The sequence below is a fragment of the Pradoshia sp. Z3_51 genome (genome assembly GCF_058215915.1).
In genome coordinates this window covers 259965-277175 of record NZ_JBZAJC010000001.1, presented here as the reverse complement: position 1 = coordinate 277175, position 17211 = coordinate 259965, and the positions used below count along the sequence as shown (strand labels likewise).

The 17211-nt window shown below is 37.0% G+C and carries 9 protein-coding genes; 6 read left to right on the top strand and 3 right to left on the bottom strand.

The features are described 5' to 3' along the window. Positions 1-140: 140 nt before the first annotated feature. From AC4BHA_RS01245 to AC4BHA_RS01235, 3 genes are all read left to right on the top strand, one after another. The gene (locus tag AC4BHA_RS01245; protein ID WP_066103589.1) at positions 141-959 is read left to right on the top strand and encodes a pyruvate, water dikinase regulatory protein; all 819 of its coding nucleotides are present in this window, start codon (positions 141-143) and stop codon (positions 957-959) included. Then, entirely contained in the window at positions 959-3622 is a 2664-nt protein-coding gene (gene ppdK, locus AC4BHA_RS01240; protein ID WP_066103591.1) for a pyruvate, phosphate dikinase, read from the top strand. The genes AC4BHA_RS01245 and ppdK overlap by 1 nt, the downstream gene beginning before the upstream one ends. A 214-nt stretch (positions 3623-3836) precedes the next feature. After that, positions 3837-6011 (top strand): ATP-dependent Clp protease ATP-binding subunit, encoded by a 2175-nt coding sequence (locus AC4BHA_RS01235; protein ID WP_490558024.1) that lies wholly within the window; start codon positions 3837-3839, stop codon positions 6009-6011. Positions 6012-6114: 103 nt separating this feature from the next. Here AC4BHA_RS01235 and AC4BHA_RS01230 read toward each other — a convergent pair whose 3' ends face one another. The 3 genes from AC4BHA_RS01230 to AC4BHA_RS01220 all read right to left on the bottom strand — a co-directional run bounded on the left by AC4BHA_RS01230 (position 6115) and on the right by AC4BHA_RS01220 (position 11166). Continuing rightward, positions 6115-7602, bottom strand: a complete 1488-nt coding sequence (locus AC4BHA_RS01230; RefSeq protein WP_139892017.1) for a potassium/proton antiporter — start codon at positions 7600-7602, stop codon at positions 6115-6117. 171 nt (positions 7603-7773) lie between these two features. Then, entirely contained in the window at positions 7774-8775 is a 1002-nt protein-coding gene (locus tag AC4BHA_RS01225; RefSeq protein WP_066103594.1) for a sugar kinase, read from the bottom strand. 84 nt (positions 8776-8859) lie between these two features. Continuing rightward, positions 8860-11166: a glycoside hydrolase family 2 protein gene (locus tag AC4BHA_RS01220; RefSeq protein ID WP_148629757.1), complete on the bottom strand. Its 2307-nt coding sequence runs from the start codon at positions 11164-11166 to the stop codon at positions 8860-8862. Between the two features lie 217 nt (positions 11167-11383). Here AC4BHA_RS01220 and AC4BHA_RS01215 point away from each other — a divergent pair, with 217 nt between their 5' ends. The 3 genes from AC4BHA_RS01215 (at position 11384) to AC4BHA_RS01205 (ending at position 17179) form a co-directional block, all read left to right on the top strand. Beyond that, positions 11384-12619 carry a helix-turn-helix domain-containing protein gene (locus AC4BHA_RS01215; RefSeq protein WP_066103598.1) on the top strand — a complete coding sequence of 412 codons (1236 nt, stop codon included), beginning with the start codon at positions 11384-11386 and terminating at the stop codon, positions 12617-12619. 94 nt (positions 12620-12713) lie between these two features. Beyond that, entirely contained in the window at positions 12714-13385 is a 672-nt protein-coding gene (locus tag AC4BHA_RS01210) for a DUF3885 domain-containing protein (protein WP_066103600.1), read from the top strand. Between the two features lie 296 nt (positions 13386-13681). Continuing rightward, complete coding sequence (locus tag AC4BHA_RS01205; RefSeq protein WP_490558023.1) at positions 13682-17179, top strand: S8 family peptidase; 3498 nt, start codon at positions 13682-13684, stop codon at positions 17177-17179. Positions 17180-17211: the final 32 nt, after the last annotated feature.

Sequence of the window (17211 nt, the reverse complement as noted above, 5' to 3'; positions counted from 1 at the left end):
TAAAAAAAGTGGTGATACTATTAAGTTAACGAAAAAATTAATTGAGGTTGATTTAGAGAGGGAGATGAACAGAAAAATAACAGTCATTGCTTATATATTACGAATACATAACTAATTTATGGATAGAAGGGAATTGGCTGATGAACAAGAGGGAAATTGTATACGTCATATCTGATTCGGTAGGAGAAACAGCAGAATTTGTCGTAAAGGCGGTTGCCACACAGTTTAATGGCGGACAAGTAGATATTAGAAGAAATTCATATGTAAAAAGTGAAGAAGATATTGATGAAATTATCAATTTAGCAAAACAGGACTCCTCCATTATTGCGTACACCCTTGTTATTCCTTCCTTAAAAGAGCATGTGGATTTGCGGGCTAAAGAAGCGAATGTAGTAGCAGTTGATCTGTTATCTCCATTATTAAATGCATTTGAGGAAAAATTCCATAAGCCAGCCAATCATCTTTCAGGATTAACCAGACAATTGGATGAAGACTATTTTCGTAAGGTTGAAGCAGTTGAATTTGCCGTCAAGTACGATGATGGTAAAGATGCAAGGGGTCTTTTAAATGCAGATATTGTGATAATAGGAGTCTCAAGGACTTCAAAAACTCCATTATCGATGTATTTAGCACACAAAGGGTACAAGGTAGCCAATGTGCCTTTAGTTCCAGAAGTTTCACCGCCTGATGAGTTATTCAAAATTAAAAAGAGTAAATGTGTTGGTCTGATTATAACTCCAGACCAGTTAAATGCAATCCGTAAAGAAAGATTAAAATCATTAGGTTTAACCTCTCAGTCTAACTATGCCAGTTATGAGCGAATATTAGAGGAATTGGATTATGCCGAGAAAATTATGAAAAGAGTCGGCTGTCCGATCATTAATGTTTCCAATAAAGCTATTGAAGAAACAGCGAGTATTATTTTGGATATTTTAAAAGGTGAGAGGAGCTATGTATGATGACTAAATATGTTTATCTTTTTAACGAAGGAAATAGTAATATGAAAGATTTATTGGGTGGTAAAGGAGCTAATTTAGCTGAAATGACGAATATCGGTTTACCTGTACCATTTGGATTCACCATCAGTACAGAAGCCTGTAACTCTTATTATGAAAATGAAAAACAAATTACTGAAGAGATGGAAGAGCAAATTCTCGAGGCACTCCAAAATCTTGAACAGAGCACTGGTAAAAAGCTTGGCGACCCAACTGATCCCCTCTTAGTTTCTGTTAGATCAGGATCCGTCTTTTCAATGCCGGGTATGATGGATACTGTCTTAAATCTCGGTATGAATGATAAAACGGTTGTTGGCATGGCAGAGTTAACAGGAAATCCAAGGTTTGCTTATGACTCTTATCGTCGTTTCATTCAAATGTTCAGCGATGTGGTTTTGGGAGTTGATGGATTTTATTTTGAGCAATTGCTGGAAGATATACGTGAACAAAAAGGGTATCAAAATGATCCTGAATTAACCGCCGAAGATTGGAAAACAGTTATAGAAGGTTATAAAAATATTGTTAGAAAGCACACGAAACAAAGTTTCCCCGAAGACCCTCGTGAGCAAATGTTTTTAGCTGTTAAAGCGGTATTTGATTCTTGGAATAATCAGCGTGCAAAAGTGTACAGACGTTTAAATAAAATTCCTGGACATTTAGGAACAGCAGTTAATATTCAAAGCATGGTTTTTGGGAATATGGGTGAAGATTCCGGAACAGGAGTGGCATTTACCCGAAACCCATCCACCGGAGAGCATGTTTTATATGGGGAATATTTAATTAATGCTCAGGGAGAAGATGTAGTTGCGGGAATCAGGACACCACAGCCTATACATACCTTGGAAAATGATATGCCAGATGTTTTTGAACAATTCGTAAATACATGCAAGCAGCTTGAAAAACACTATTTGGATTTGCAGGATATAGAATTTACGGTTGAGCGTGGACAATTATACATTCTTCAAACGAGATCCGGTAAACGTACTGCACAGGCAGCCATTAGAATTGCTGTAGAAATGGTGCAGGAAGGGATCATCGATAAAAAAACAGCGCTGTTAAGAGTAGATCCGGAGCAATTGGATCAGCTACTCCACTCCCGAATTGATGACACTTATGAACGAAAACAACTGGCTAAAGGCCTTCCAGCATCACCAGGATCTGCTACAGGCCAAGTAGTATTTGATGCGAATGAAGCAGAAAGATTGGGCAATGACGGCCAAAAGGTCATTCTTGTCCGTCCTGAGACGACACCTGATGATATTCATGGAATAGTTGCTGCCCAGGCAATTGTTACAACCCGTGGGGGAATGACAAGCCATGCTGCCGTGGTAGCGAGAGGTATGGGAAAGCCATGTATCTGCGGCTGTGAGCCATTAAAGATTGATTTAAAAGAAAAGCAATTCAGAGTTGGCGATACAGTAGTGAACCATCATGATACCATTACGATAGATGGATCTACAGGTGAAATCATGCTTGGAGAGATTCCAATGATTGATCCAGAATTATCGGATGAATTTTTAACTTTATTATCATGGGCGGATGAAACTAGAAAACTAGGGGTACGTGCAAATGCCGACAATCCAGAGGATGCAAGAAAGGCTCTCGAATTTGGGGCTGGCGGAATCGGACTATGTCGAACAGAGCATATGTTCATGGATGCAAAACGTGTACCGTTTGTCCAACAAATGATTCTTTCTGAGACCATTGCGGAAAGAAATAAAGCATTAGAATATTTATTGCCAATGCAGCAAGAGGATTTTGAAGGCATTTTTGAAGCCATGCAGGGAAATCCGGTTACTATTCGCTTATTAGATCCACCATTACATGAATTCTTACCTGATAAAGAAGAATTAATCATCGAAGTGACGAAGCTTCAAATTACTGATCCTGATTCAAAGGAATTAATGAAAAAAGAGCAACTGTTAAAAAAGGTTCGTCAATTGGATGAATTTAATCCTATGCTTGGACATCGCGGTTGCCGATTAGGCATGATTCATCCAGAAATATACGGCATGCAGGCAAAAGCTATTTTCTATGCGATTGCTAACTTAATGGAGCGCGGTATTCCGGTTCAGCCTGAGATCATGATTCCGCTTGTTGGACATGTGAATGAATTGAAACAAATGCGACAATTGGTGATGGATACAGCGATTCAGGTAGAGGCAGAAACGGACAAAAAGTTCCAGTACACGATTGGTACTATGATTGAAATCCCAAGGGCAGCACTTACTGCTGATCAAATTGCCAAAGAGGCAGACTTCTTCTCATTCGGTACTAACGATTTAACCCAAACAACTTTTGGATACAGCCGTGATGATGCGGAAGGGAAGTTTTTACAAACATATATAGAAGAAAAAGTCCTGCCTGAAAACCCTTTTGCAGTGTTAGACCAAGATGGTGTAGGTAAGCTGGTCGAAATGGGAGTGAAATTGGGCAGACAAACAAAACCTGAATTAAAAACTGGCATATGCGGGGAGCATGGCGGAGAAAAAATATCAATCGACTTCTGTTATAAAGCCGGTTTAGACTATGTAAGCTGTTCGCCTTATCGTGTTCCATTGGCAAGGCTGGCAGCTGCACAGGCAACTTTGCGATATGATGATATAAAGGAAGCCGTGACTAATTAATTATTTGTTTATCTAAGAAGCGCTGTATCAGGCGCTTCCTTTTTTTATGATTAAAAAATAAACAAAGGGGTATAAAATAGTTGAAAGTCAAAAAAGGTCAGAGTATAATGTAATTAAGGTCAAAGATAGTCAAAGTCAAATTGACCAATTTTCAAATGAGTTTAGTAACTGTAAAACGATAAAATAAATTTAGAATTATAAGGAGGATACATCTATGGTTTGCGAAAAATGCCAACAAAACCAAGCAACTGTACAGATGCAATTAAGGGTGAATGGACATCAGGAAAATCATCATTTGTGTTCTTCATGCTATAAAGAGGAACGCAATAAATTAGGAGCTCAAATGGGAGGAATGAATTTACATCCATTTAAGCCATTTACATTAGAATCATTTTTCAACCAGGGTAACGGAGATTCATTTATGTCAGATATGTCTGGCTCAATGGACCAGACAAATCACAACCAGCATAAACAGGTCAGAACACAAACACAGCCGCCTAATGGTGGAGGATTACTTGATCAATACGGTCGTAACTTAACTTATAATGCAAAAGCAGGACTCATTGATCCAGTGATTGGACGTGAAGAAGAGGTTAAACGTGTAATTGAGATATTGAACAGACGTACGAAAAATAATCCAGTCCTGATCGGTGAACCAGGGGTTGGTAAAACAGCGATTGCTGAAGGACTTGCGCTTAAAATTGCGGAAGGGAATGTTCCCTTAAAACTAAAGGATAAAGAAGTATATCTGCTTGATGTTGCTTCCTTAGTATCCAATACTGGTATTCGTGGGCAATTTGAGGAACGGATGAAGCAGCTTATTCAAGAATTGCAAACAAGAAAAAATGTGATTCTGTTTATTGACGAAATTCATCAGCTTGTAGGTGCCGGATCTGCAGAAGGCTCCATGGATGCAGGGAATATTCTGAAACCAGCGCTTGCGCGTGGAGAGTTACAATTAGTAGGTGCAACAACATTAAATGAGTATCGTCAAATTGAAAAAGATGGGGCACTTGAAAGACGTTTCCAACCAGTAATGGTTAATGAGCCTACAACTGCAGAAGCGTTAGATATTCTAAAAGGATTAAGAGAAAGATATGAATCCTACCATTCTGTTGAATTTAGTGATGAAGTATTAGAAGCAGCGGTAGAACTGTCACACCGCTATATTCAAGATCGTTTCTTGCCGGATAAAGCCATTGACTTAATGGATGAAGCTGGTTCTAAATTGAATTTGACAATTGAAAATCAAGGTGAAGAATCAGTAAAAGAAAGATTGGCGCAAATTCACAAAGAAAAAGAACAGGCATTAAAAACAGAAGCCTATGAACAGGCTGCCAAACTTCGAGACGAAGAAGAAAAACTTGAAAATATGCTTAAAACAGGAACTGGTGAAAAGCCGAAGGTAACTGTAGAAGATATCCAGAAAATCATCGAACAGAAAACAGGTATACCAGTAGGTAAGCTACAAGAGGATGAAGCTGTTCGAATGAATAAGCTTCAAGAGGAACTTAAAAATAAAGTAATCGGTCAGGATGAGGCCGTTCAAAAAGTGGCGAAAGCTGTTCGTCGGAGCCGTGCCGGCTTAAAAGCCAAAAATCGCCCAATTGGATCATTCTTATTTGTAGGTCCGACTGGAGTTGGGAAGACTGAGCTATCAAAAGCATTGGCAGAAGAATTGTTTGGCACAAAAGACTCTATGATTCGTTTAGATATGAGTGAATATATGGAGAAACACAGTGTGTCTAAATTAATCGGTTCTCCTCCGGGATATGTCGGACATGAAGAAGCCGGACAATTAACCGAAAAGGTTCGCCGTAAACCATATAGCATCATTCTTTTGGATGAAATTGAAAAAGCTCATCCAGATGTGATGCACATGTTCTTGCAAATCCTTGAAGATGGACGTTTAACAGACAGTCAGGGACGCACAGTAAACTTTAAAGACACAGTGATTATCATGACAAGTAATGCAGGAGTCGGTGAGAAAGTTAAGAAAGTTGGTTTTGGAGCAGGAGGAGTAGAGGAAGAAGTATCTATTCTTCAATCTCTTGGCAGCTACTTCAAGCCTGAATTTTTAAACCGTTTTGATAGCATCATTGAGTTTAAATCATTAACAAAAGAAAACTTACTTGAAATTGTAGATATTATGCTTGCTGAACTATATGAAATTCTTGATCATGAAGGATTTAAACTGACCATAACAGATGAAGTAAAAGAAAAACTGGCTGAGCTTGGATATAATCCTGCTTTTGGAGCACGTCCATTACGTCGAGTTATTCAGGAACAACTTGAGGATGGAATTGCGGATTGTATCTTTAATCACCCAGACAAGAGAACATTTAAAGCAGAAGTGATCAAAAACGAAATAAAAGTAGTGACTGTCTAATAAAAATGCCTCCTATCCTTGAGATAGGAGGCATTTTTTGATGAGATTTTGTTCTTTAAGCTATCATAGTTTTGAAATAGGATACTAACTTCTAATCTTACTATTATTCTTCATTATCAGTATTTTTCTTTCGCAGTAACTGTTTTACGCTGCGTTTTTTTAACTTAGGTGTCAATACATAGAGAAAATCGCCTTCTTTGATCACTGTGTCACCGGTAGGGGTAACCAATTTGTCATCTCTTATGATTGCATTGACCAATGTATGGTCAGGGAATGGTATTTCAATTAGTGTTTTCCCAATCAAGAAAGAGTCCGGTTCCATTTGATATTTCACCATTTCAGCATTGGCCTTACCCAGTGAGACAATTTCAAGTGAATGCTTAGGGGTTTCACTGGCAGGCTCGGCTAATCCAAGTTTGCCAGCCACGAAGGATATGGTGGATCCTTGTATTAAACAACTTGTTAATACAACAAAGAAGACAACATTAAAAATCAGGTGGCTGTCTCCAATGTTTGCAAGTAAGGGAAATGTCGCCAGGACAATTGGTACGGAGCCTTTTAAGCCAGCCCAGGATAAAAATACTTTCTCTTTAAAATTGAAATTCATTTTAATAGTAGAAATGAATACAGCTGCCGGCCTTGCAATCAGGATTAAAATAACAGAAAGCAATAAGCCTTTTAAGATAATTTCAAGTGAAAATAAATCGTCGGGATTAACAAGTAAGCCTAATATAATGAACATTAAAATTTGCATCATCCAGGCAAATCCTTCGGCAAAGAATTGTGTAGCTTTTTCATAGGCGACCTCAGAGTTTCCAATGATAATAGCCATTACATAGACGGCCAGTAATCCACTTCCGTTTAGATTCGCAGTAATACCGTATGTTAATAAAGCGAATGTAACAGCGAAAACAGGGTAAAGGCCAGTTGATTCCAAATTGATCCGATTAAGCACAGCAACGGCTATTTTCCCGAATATCCATCCAAGCAGTAAACCAAGTCCCATCTGGACAATAAAAGATCCAATTAGATTAACTACATTTACTTCAGAAGAGGTAATCATTTCAATACAGGACACGGTTAAAAAGATTGCCATCGGGTCATTGGAACCAGATTCAGCCTCTAATGTTTTACCTGAATGGTCTTGTATGTTTTGTCCTTTTAATACAGCAAATACTGCTGCTGCATCCGTTGATCCAACAATTGAACCGAATAACATAGCTATCAGCCAATCAACATTAAGAATATAATGAGCTGCTATCGTAACTATTGCAGAGGTTATCAAAACACCAATGGTTGCCAGTGAAAGGGAAGGGAGAATAATTGGCCGCAATGATTTCCATTTAGTTTGTATTCCACCTTCAAACAAAATAATAATCAAGGCCAGAACACCAATCGTTTGTGCTAATCCTGCATTCGAAAAATTAATTACGCCGAAGGTATCATTTCCCATGGCCATTCCGACCAGTATAAAAAAGACGAGTGAAGGGACTCCTAATTTTGCTGAGAATTTGGTAGACAGAATTCCGAGGATTAATAGGATCGCTGCTATTAAAATATAAAAATCAGTTGTTAGTACTTCAGATGGCATGAACAATCGACTCACTTTCTGTAAATCTATATAAGCTGTTAATAGAATATATATACCTATCTCCATAATTGCATAATCTTCAAACTTGTTTTTCGAGAATTGCTTTTTATTGAAAGGGAGCAGAAGAGGGGAGAAAATGAAAAACAGGTGCTTTTTTAGCACCTGCTTTCATTAGCGTTTGATAACTACTTTTTCATTTTCAACATCAAATTGTTGAACATCCGCCTTGCTGGCAATTTGAAAATCGCCGATAATGGTATGTTTTAAGGCGAATGATGATAGGGCAAAATTAATGATTTCTTGAGGACTGTATTGATTGTTGATTCCATATAATACGCCAGCTACAAATGAATCGCCCGTACCGATTCGATCAAGAACATTTACTTTAACCGGACCTGCTGTGAAGTGCTCTGTTTCAGTTATAATGGCACATCGTAATTCTTGTACATTGTTACCAAGAATATTTCTTTCAGTTGTGTAAATTTGGTCAAACTGATACTCTTTTTGAAACTCTTTTAATAAAGCGATTTTTTCTTCGAATGTGTTAACTTCTCTTTTTTCCTGTCTGATTGTTAGAACGTCCAGGTAACTTCCGATAATAACATCAATATATGGCAGGATTTCGATGTAAGCTTTTCTTGCTTCATCTAATGTCCATAATTTTGCACGATAGTTAAAGTCAAAGCTGATTTTAATGCCTTTTTGTTTTGCCGCCTTGACCAATTCCATAGTCGTTTCACGTGCATTTTTACTTGCACCTAAACTAATTCCGCTGACATGGAGCCATTTAACTTCGGAAAGCATCGCTTCAAAATCATAATCATTTGGCAAAGCTTCAACAAAAGCGGAGTTTTGGCGATCATAAGTGACTTCTGTAGGTCTGATGGAATGACCTTGTTCAACAAAATATAAGCCCATTTTCTTGCCTTTATAGACGATATGATTAGTGTTTACACCATATTTTCTTAACTGTGTGACAGCGGCAAGTCCAAGGTTATTATCTGGTAAGCAAGTAGCATAGGAGGTTTTTTCACCCCAATGACTGAGAGCGACAGCAATATTTGCTTCAGAACCACCATACATCATATCCAGCTGGCTTGCCTGAATTAACATTTGATGATTGGTTGGTGTTAAACGCAACAGCATTTCACCAAATAACATGATTGATTTCAATACGTGCACCTTCTTTATTTGACTAAGAATATAGGAAAGATAGCGACCGGGTATAAACCCAGATCGCTATTTCCATTTTTTAAATTAAGCTTTTTTAATTTTAATTAACTCTTTGTTAATGGCATACATCATTTTTTCAGTAAATATATCATCCGCCATGGATGCCAGCATATCAATTGACATACCTTCTGCCATACCGAACATTGGATTATCCTCATTGAATCCTTTTAAATACTTCTCTAATACTTTCTTAGTTTCTTCATTTTTATATAACTCACCGAGTGTATTGCGAGTAGAATATACATCATCAGTGATAACAAGTTCTTCAATTTCCATGTCTTCATCTAAATCAGGCATGTCAAACCAGTTAGCAACCACTCCGCCAGCATCACTTTCTGGAACTAGGTAGCTTGGATTTGGCTCATCCACTTTATTGAAGTGAGCAGTATCTTCGAATGTATTTCCTTCGGATGTACCGATTGCCTTTACAGTATTCATGCCGTCTTCCAGTGCCACATCATTAAAGGTAAAGGCAGCGCGGTTACGTTCTGCTGTATAGGTAGTCCCGTTTATTACTAACGTTACATCCTCGCAGTTAGAATACACTTTAACTGTAATTTTTTCGTCTGCACGGTCTACAAATCGTTTGCTTGTAATATGTACGAATTTTTCATCAGACCAATTTGCTTTGTACATATAGAATGCATCTTTTTTAATTTTACGGTCGTAAGTCATTAAACCTTTATTATTTCTGCCTTTTACACCGCCTTCATCACGAATGTTGGCTCCGAAATCAAACATATTCCATACATATGTTGACCAAAGGAATGGGCGGTCAGCGAATATATTCCATACAGTTTCATGATATAGAGTATGGTATTCTTCTGTGTAATCTTTTACTTTTGGATCGTTTGTATGGTACTGGATAATACCTTCTGCACCGTACTCAGAGATACCAAGGCTAACTTGTGGGTTCGTTGCATGATAAGCATCAATCCACTCAGCAAAATCTTCTGCCTTACCTTGATACCATCCGTAATATTTATTGTAACCAATCGTGTCGGTGATATAGTTGTATTCATCTGTATCAGGAACAAACATAACGTTGGCCTGTGTAGTTAAACGTGTTGGATCTTCTTTTTTCGTTAACTCATTAAGTTCTTTAACAAGTTTTCTTACTTCTGGTCTGTTACCGCCAATTTGAATCTCATTTTGAACACCCCAGAACATAATGGAAGGGTGGTTGTAATTTTGTCTGATTAACTCAACCATTTGTTGTTTAGCGTTTATACCCTCAAGCTCAGTCTTGGACATGATAGAGATAAACGGAATCTCGGCCCAAACAACCATACCTTCACGGTCACATAAATCATAGAAATATTGATCGTGTTGGTAGTGGGCCAAACGAATGGAAGTAGCGCCCACTTCTTTGATAAATTCCATATCTTCTTTGTGCTCTTTTTTAGTGATTGCCCAGCCCATATCTTTACGATCCTGGTGACGGGAAACCCCATTCAGACGAAGGTGTTCTCCATTTAAGAAGAAGCCTTTTTCAGGGTCCACTTTAAAGTAACGGACACCAAATGGAATGGAAAGTTCATCAATTACATCGTTATAGCTTGTTAAAGATAGGTTAGCTTCATACATATAGGCATTTTTACGGCCATTCCAAAGGATTGGGTTTTCGATTTTGATTGGCAATTCAACAACAGTAGTTTGTCCTGCTGGAAGAACAATCTCTTTTGCTCCATAAGCAGCTGTCTTACCTTCTGCATCAAGCATATCAGCCCATAAACGAACTTTTTTCTCTTCTTCATGATCATTTGTAAGTCTAGTTTTTAGGGTAATGGATGCTTGTTCCTTCGTCACTTCATCTTGAACGATATAAACACCTTGGGAACCATGATCCATTAAATCAAAGTGAACATGGCTAGCAATAACTAAATTAACATCACGGTAAATTCCGCCAAAGAAAGTGAAGTCAGCCATTTGAGGATATACATCTTCAACAACTGTATTGTCGACTTTTACGGCAATCGTATTTTTACCTCCGAAAGTAAGAACATCTGTAATATCGAATCTGAAAATAGAGTAACCGCCACGATGTTGGCCAAGGTGTTGTCCATTAACATAAACGTCTGTGACACTATTGCTTCCATTAAATTCGATATATACTTTATTGCCGGCATTTATAGTATCTACAGTAAATTCTTTTCTGTACCAGCATGCTCCTTTATAAAAATCAAATCCATTTGCGCCATCAATCGCATTCCACGTATGAGGGACGTTTACGGACTCCCAATTAGCATCATCATAAACTTGGTTCATTGCATCTTGTACGTTTTCTTTAATGAATTTCCATGCGTCATTCAGATTAATTACTTTTCTCATGTATTGAACTCCCTGTTTATAAATTAATTCAGTAAACAATCAGGATATAAGAACAGATTGTCTTCATATATAGTGTTTACTGAATTAATTTCATTATAGGTATTAATTTTAGAAAAATATCGTACAATTTTTGTTTTTTTAGTATTATTTTTAGTTCGTGATGGCGTTTTCATTGTATAATGAAAATAAAAAAGTGAATTTTAAAGGATGATTTAGATTGAATCAGGAACAGATAAAAGTATACGCTCAGCTATGTAATCTGGTCAGTTCAATTGTTAAATTGGATGTAAAACTGCTTGACCTGGATGGAAATAAAATTATCCTAATGGCTAAACACCAGATACCAAGTGGATTGGCAAATAACGAAGAGGAAAATAAATCAATCACGGAATTTTTAAAGGCAAGTAATAAAAATGAATATTTACATTATATTAATTCGGCTAAATTGGAATGTATTTTTGCTGGAATCTGGAAAGATGATCAATATGCAGGCACAGTGATGGTTGGCCCTTTTTTGTCTGATTTACCTTCAGATTTATTTATCAGCCAAATTATCTCCTCTCAAAGTTTACCCATTAGTGACAGAAAGCAATATCAAGATTTCTACGAGACTTTATCAATCCTAAGTGATGAAGAAATAAGAAGTATTGGAGAGTTATTAGTAAATTTGTGTCCTCACGACTATATTTCGTCATCACAGCTGGTTACACCGACTATTAATAAACAAAGTAATCCAGTAAAACCTATTCAGCATGAAGAAGAGGATCGTGAAAAGATCATTGAACACCGTTATAAAATAGAAAAAAGAATTATAGATGCCATTGCAAGAGGGGATAAGGAAGGGGCATTAAACCAATTAACGGGTTTAACTGATGTACATCTAAAAAATAGGGTGCCGGAAAATCCAATTCGATCGACTAAAAATTTAACGTTTGTTCAGAATACATTATTTAGAATTGCTGCTGAAAAAGGCGGAGTTCATCCGGTTTATCTACATGATATTTCAGAAAAATATGCTATTCTGATTGAAAGAGCAGATAATCTTCCATATTTACACAAGCTTATGAGGAGTATGCTTGATGCATATTGTGAACTCGTCAATGAGTTCTCAACACGAAAGTTTAGTCCAATTGTCAAAAATGCTGTGCAATATATTAATTTCAATTTGGAAAGCCCCTTGATGCTTAATGAAATAGCAGAGTCTATTCATGTGAATCCATCACATTTATCAAAAAAATTTAAAATGGAGACAGGCAAAAGTATCACCGATTTCATCAATTTAAAAAGAATAGAGGCGGCCAAGTTATATTTATTAAATGGAAATATGTCAATCACAGATGTTGCTTACCTAGTTGGATTTAATGATGTAAATTACTTTAGTAGGATTTTTAAACGGATTACATCTATGACACCTTCTCAATATGTAAAAGGAACCGGATTAACAGGTGAGTAAATTTTTTTCTACGGCATAATAGACCCGAATTAATAATTCTATTTAATTAGTAAGATTGGCCATACACTTAATAATAGAAAGAGAGAATCAATCTTTGAAAGTAATAGACTATCTGAAGGAGAAATTTCCATCTATCGAATTAATGCCAAGTATATATAATCAATGGGACATAGGAATCCACTTTACGCTCGGTGGCACTAATTATCAGTTCAAAAAAAATGGTGAACTAAATTGTGAAAGATTTAGGCTAGTGTACAAGCAACTTGATACGATCTTTAATCAATTATTTGAGCAATATGATGACGTATTCCTTGTAACGAATATGTACACGTATAAAACTAATGTAAAGCATACGAGAAAGTTGAAGGTATATGAACCTTTTCTAAAGTATAGAAATTCTTTAAATCATATTCAGGTGAGAACATGTCCATATCCTTTTGAGTTAGATGAAGAAGAATATGAAACGCAGCAATTTTCCTTATTGTGTAAAACAAAGGACATACGCATAACTGAATTATTAAAAGCAGCAACTCACGAAGATTTTCCTCTAAAGCCAAGATTCGGAGGGGACGCCATTCATTATCCGGATGTCTTCTTAGTGAACATCACTAAAGACCTTATTTTATTTGTCTATGATGACCGTGGGTGTGAGGTTATTGCTATAGACGCTGAACGACTGCGCCCGCTATATGAACAACATAAGGATTGGGTGGAAGATGTGGATCGGCAGAAGATTGAACGAGCGTTGAACCGGAGAAGCAATTGATAAATTAAAAGAAGTGCAGTCATCGTCTATGATGCTGCACTTCTGCTGTATTGCTTATTTTTTCTGATGCAATATATACATATTACCTTGGTCCCAGTTTAATTAATAAAATCACCTTAAATTATAACTGGCTGTTTGGCATAAATGCTGAACAGTTTTTTTGCCGATTTCAAAATAGCAGAGAAAGAATTTTGTCGAATCTTTTTCATAATTAACAGCAGGTTATTTACATAAATGTAACGAAATGGTAATAGTCTTCAATTTAAAAATCAGTGAAGACAAAAAGGGGAGAAAGAATGAAAAAGATAGTAGCTGTCATAGCCGTAACCGCATTGCTGCTCACGTCGGGTACAAGTGGGGTATTTGCTGCGGCAAAGGTGAGTTCAATAAACCAAAAGGGAGATGAAATCCGCAGTTCCGAAAAAATTTACAAACCAACAACGAAGAAATATGACGAATATATTCAGGCAGACACCTTGGTTATTAAGCATAGTGGATCGTTATCTAAGAAAACCCTGACCAAATATAAGGGGAAAGTGATGAAGGCTGGCGGGAACCTTGGTTATTCAGTTGTAAAATTTAAAACAGCATCCGCAGCTAAACAAGCTTACACGGAATTAAGTAAATCTAATTCGGTCACATCGATTTCGCCGAGCGTAAAGTATAAAACTTCTTCTGTCAAAACCGATCCTAAGATCAGTCAACAATATTATAACAAGCTGTTAAACTTACCTGTGGCACAGAAAAAAGCAGGGAAAAATAAAGTATTGGTGGCTGTGATTGATACGGGAATTGATAAAAATCATCCTGAATTAAAAAACAAAATTGTATCAAGCTATAATGTCCATAATCCAGTTAACGCCTCATTGCCGGAGGATCATGGCACACATGTAGCCGGCATAATTGCAGCTGAGAAGAATAATGGAATTGGCGGATATGGCATAAATCCAAATGCCTCGGTTTTATCTATTGATGTATTTAATAGAGAATGGGGTGCGTATGATTACAATATCGCAGAAGGTGTTTTATATGCGATTAAAAAGAAAGCGAAGGTAATTAATTTAAGCTTAGGTGGCCCATTCAGTTCACCGGTTCTTGAAGCCGCAATCAAAAAAGCGAAAGCGGCTGGAATTGTGATTGTTGCTGCGGCTGGTAATGAAGGATCTGATATGAAAGGTTACCCGGCTGCATATGAAGGAGTCATTAGTGTCGGTGCTGTGAATAAAAGCAAAACACTGACATCCTGGTCATCCTATGGTGTATCGACAGATTTGGTAGCACCTGGGGATAATGTTTATGCACCAATCTATGATTATGAGAAAAAATCGACTTTTGCTTCATTTAGCGGCACATCGATGGCAGCTCCAATGGTGACTGGTACGGTTTCTTTATTATTATCTAAATATCCTAAATTAAAACCGGAACAGGTAGAATACATCTTGAAGAAAACAGCTACCGATTTGAGTACGAAGGGCTACGATAAGAAATATGGATATGGACTAATCAACCCATCATCTGCTTTAAGCTTTGATATTAAAAAAATTCCATCCTTAACTACTGCCGTGTGGAATAAGGATACAATTATGAAAAGTGCTAAAACGGTTGGCAGCAGCTATACGGTGAAAAAAACATTTATGAAACCTTTGGAACAGCACTGGATTAAGCATACCGTAAAAAAAGGTGAAACATATCAAATCAATTTAATGGGATCTAAAGTGTTTGATTCCCAATTACTTGTGAGTATGTATGGAAAGGATAAATCAAGCACGAAAAAAATCGATGATGTCACTGAAGGTAAAACAGAGGGTTATTACTTTAAAGCACCATACGATGGTACTTTGACCGTTGGTGTTAAAGATATTAGCGGAAATTACGATGTGGCCGGAAGCAAATTATCTGAATATGAATTAGTATTCAAAAAAGTAACTGTTTCAAAAGATGAATCCGGTAAAGAAAACCCGATTATAATACCAAAATTGTCATATGATACTACCGGTAAAAAAATGCATCTTGTTGGCGAAAATGGAGATGATGATTATTTTCAATTTACAACGGGTGAAAAAGAGGAAAACATTAAGCTTTCTGTAAATGGTACACCTGGTGCAGACGTCAGCATGTTTGTCTATGCTTTGACAGACATTAGAGATGAAGAGGAGTTGGAAGAAAAGGAGGAAATTACTGAAGGTGAGGGTATGAGTAAGGAAGCAGATGGAGACATAGAGGATGGTAACTCAGAAGAAGAGCCAACGCATGTTAATATTCTTGAACAGGAAATTAACAGCGGCACCATCGGAGAAAGTGAACAGGATGTATTCACTGCTGAGCCTAAAACAACCTATACCATTAAAATTTCTAACAAATATGAAGGATATTCCGAAAGTTTCTTTGACTTTTTTATCCTTTCAGAAGGATTCGAATCATCGGCTACCAAGATAACTGGTGCAATCAGACAAAACGGTGATCCCTATATTTTCAAGGCCAGCCTAGTCAAAATGCCAGCGGACGAGGATGGAATTCATTCCATTTATGATCGTGATGAAGAGTATGACGAAGAAGAAGAATATGTTGGTGATGATGAAGAATATTGGGAAGAAGAAGGCGACGATGAAGTAATTGAAATGCTGAATGAAATGGCCATTCCGTATAAATTAACAAGTGAAAAATCGGGTTATTTACAGTCACGCTATGATGAAGATTGGTATAAAGTCAATGTAACATCAGCAGGAATCCATGCCTTTGATTTAGGTACAGCTAAACATTCGTACTCCATTTATCAGGTCGTTGAATCTGAAGGTGAAGACGGAAATGAAATCCGTTTACTAGAAGCAGTTGCTGATAATTATGATCCATTTACCGGCAAAAAGCTTAATACGTTTTATGCCTCACTTGAAGCTGGAAAAACCTATTATATGAAGATTGAGATGGATTGGATGTCTGATTCCTATTCTACGGATAAATATTTCTTTGAATCAAGATTGGTAGGTAAGCCTGCTGATAAATACGAGAACAACGATTCTATGAAAAACGTAAAGACTCTTCCTGGTACTACTGTTAAAGGAGATTACGCAAAATTATCGGATACGGATCTGTTTAGATACACAGCCAAAGCATCTGGTAACTATGCATTAACGGTGGATAATAATAAACCAAGCACACCAGGACTCCCTGCACTAGTTAAAGGTGATGTTTATTCGTATATTGCCGTAATGGAAGATAAAAATAATAACAAGAATGTAGATGATGCGGATTTAGATACGATTAAATATATAGATTCCTATTATGATCCTGCAGGTGCATATGGCTCACATTATTTCCAAAAGGGTAAAGCGTATTTTATCGCGATTATGGGTGATGGGGAATATTTACCATTCTCTTTAACTCAATATACGTTTAAGCTCAGTCAAGTGAATCACAAAGATGAAGATGCCGGGACTGTTATTAAGAAAAATAAACCATCAAAACCAATCAGCTTTAAGAAATCGAAGGGAAAATGGGAGAAAACAGGCCGATTTAACGCATTTAATACAAAGAAAAATGATGAAGATTGGTACAAGCTTAAAGTGGATAAAGCCTTCAGCGGTCAAATCACTTTAAGTGGCGGCAGAGAATTGGATGGAGCCTTTGAGGTTTATCAAAATGGCAAAAAAATCGCCGGCTCTGACCGATATGCTGGAAATGATACAGAAGTTTTAAATATCAGTCTTAAAAAAGGTACCTATTATATAAAATTAAAAGATGCTCAAGGTTCTGCTTCTCTGTCACCGTACACAATCCGCGTGCAAGAAAAGAAATAGGTACTTAGAAGGTTTCCAGGTTTTCTGGAAAC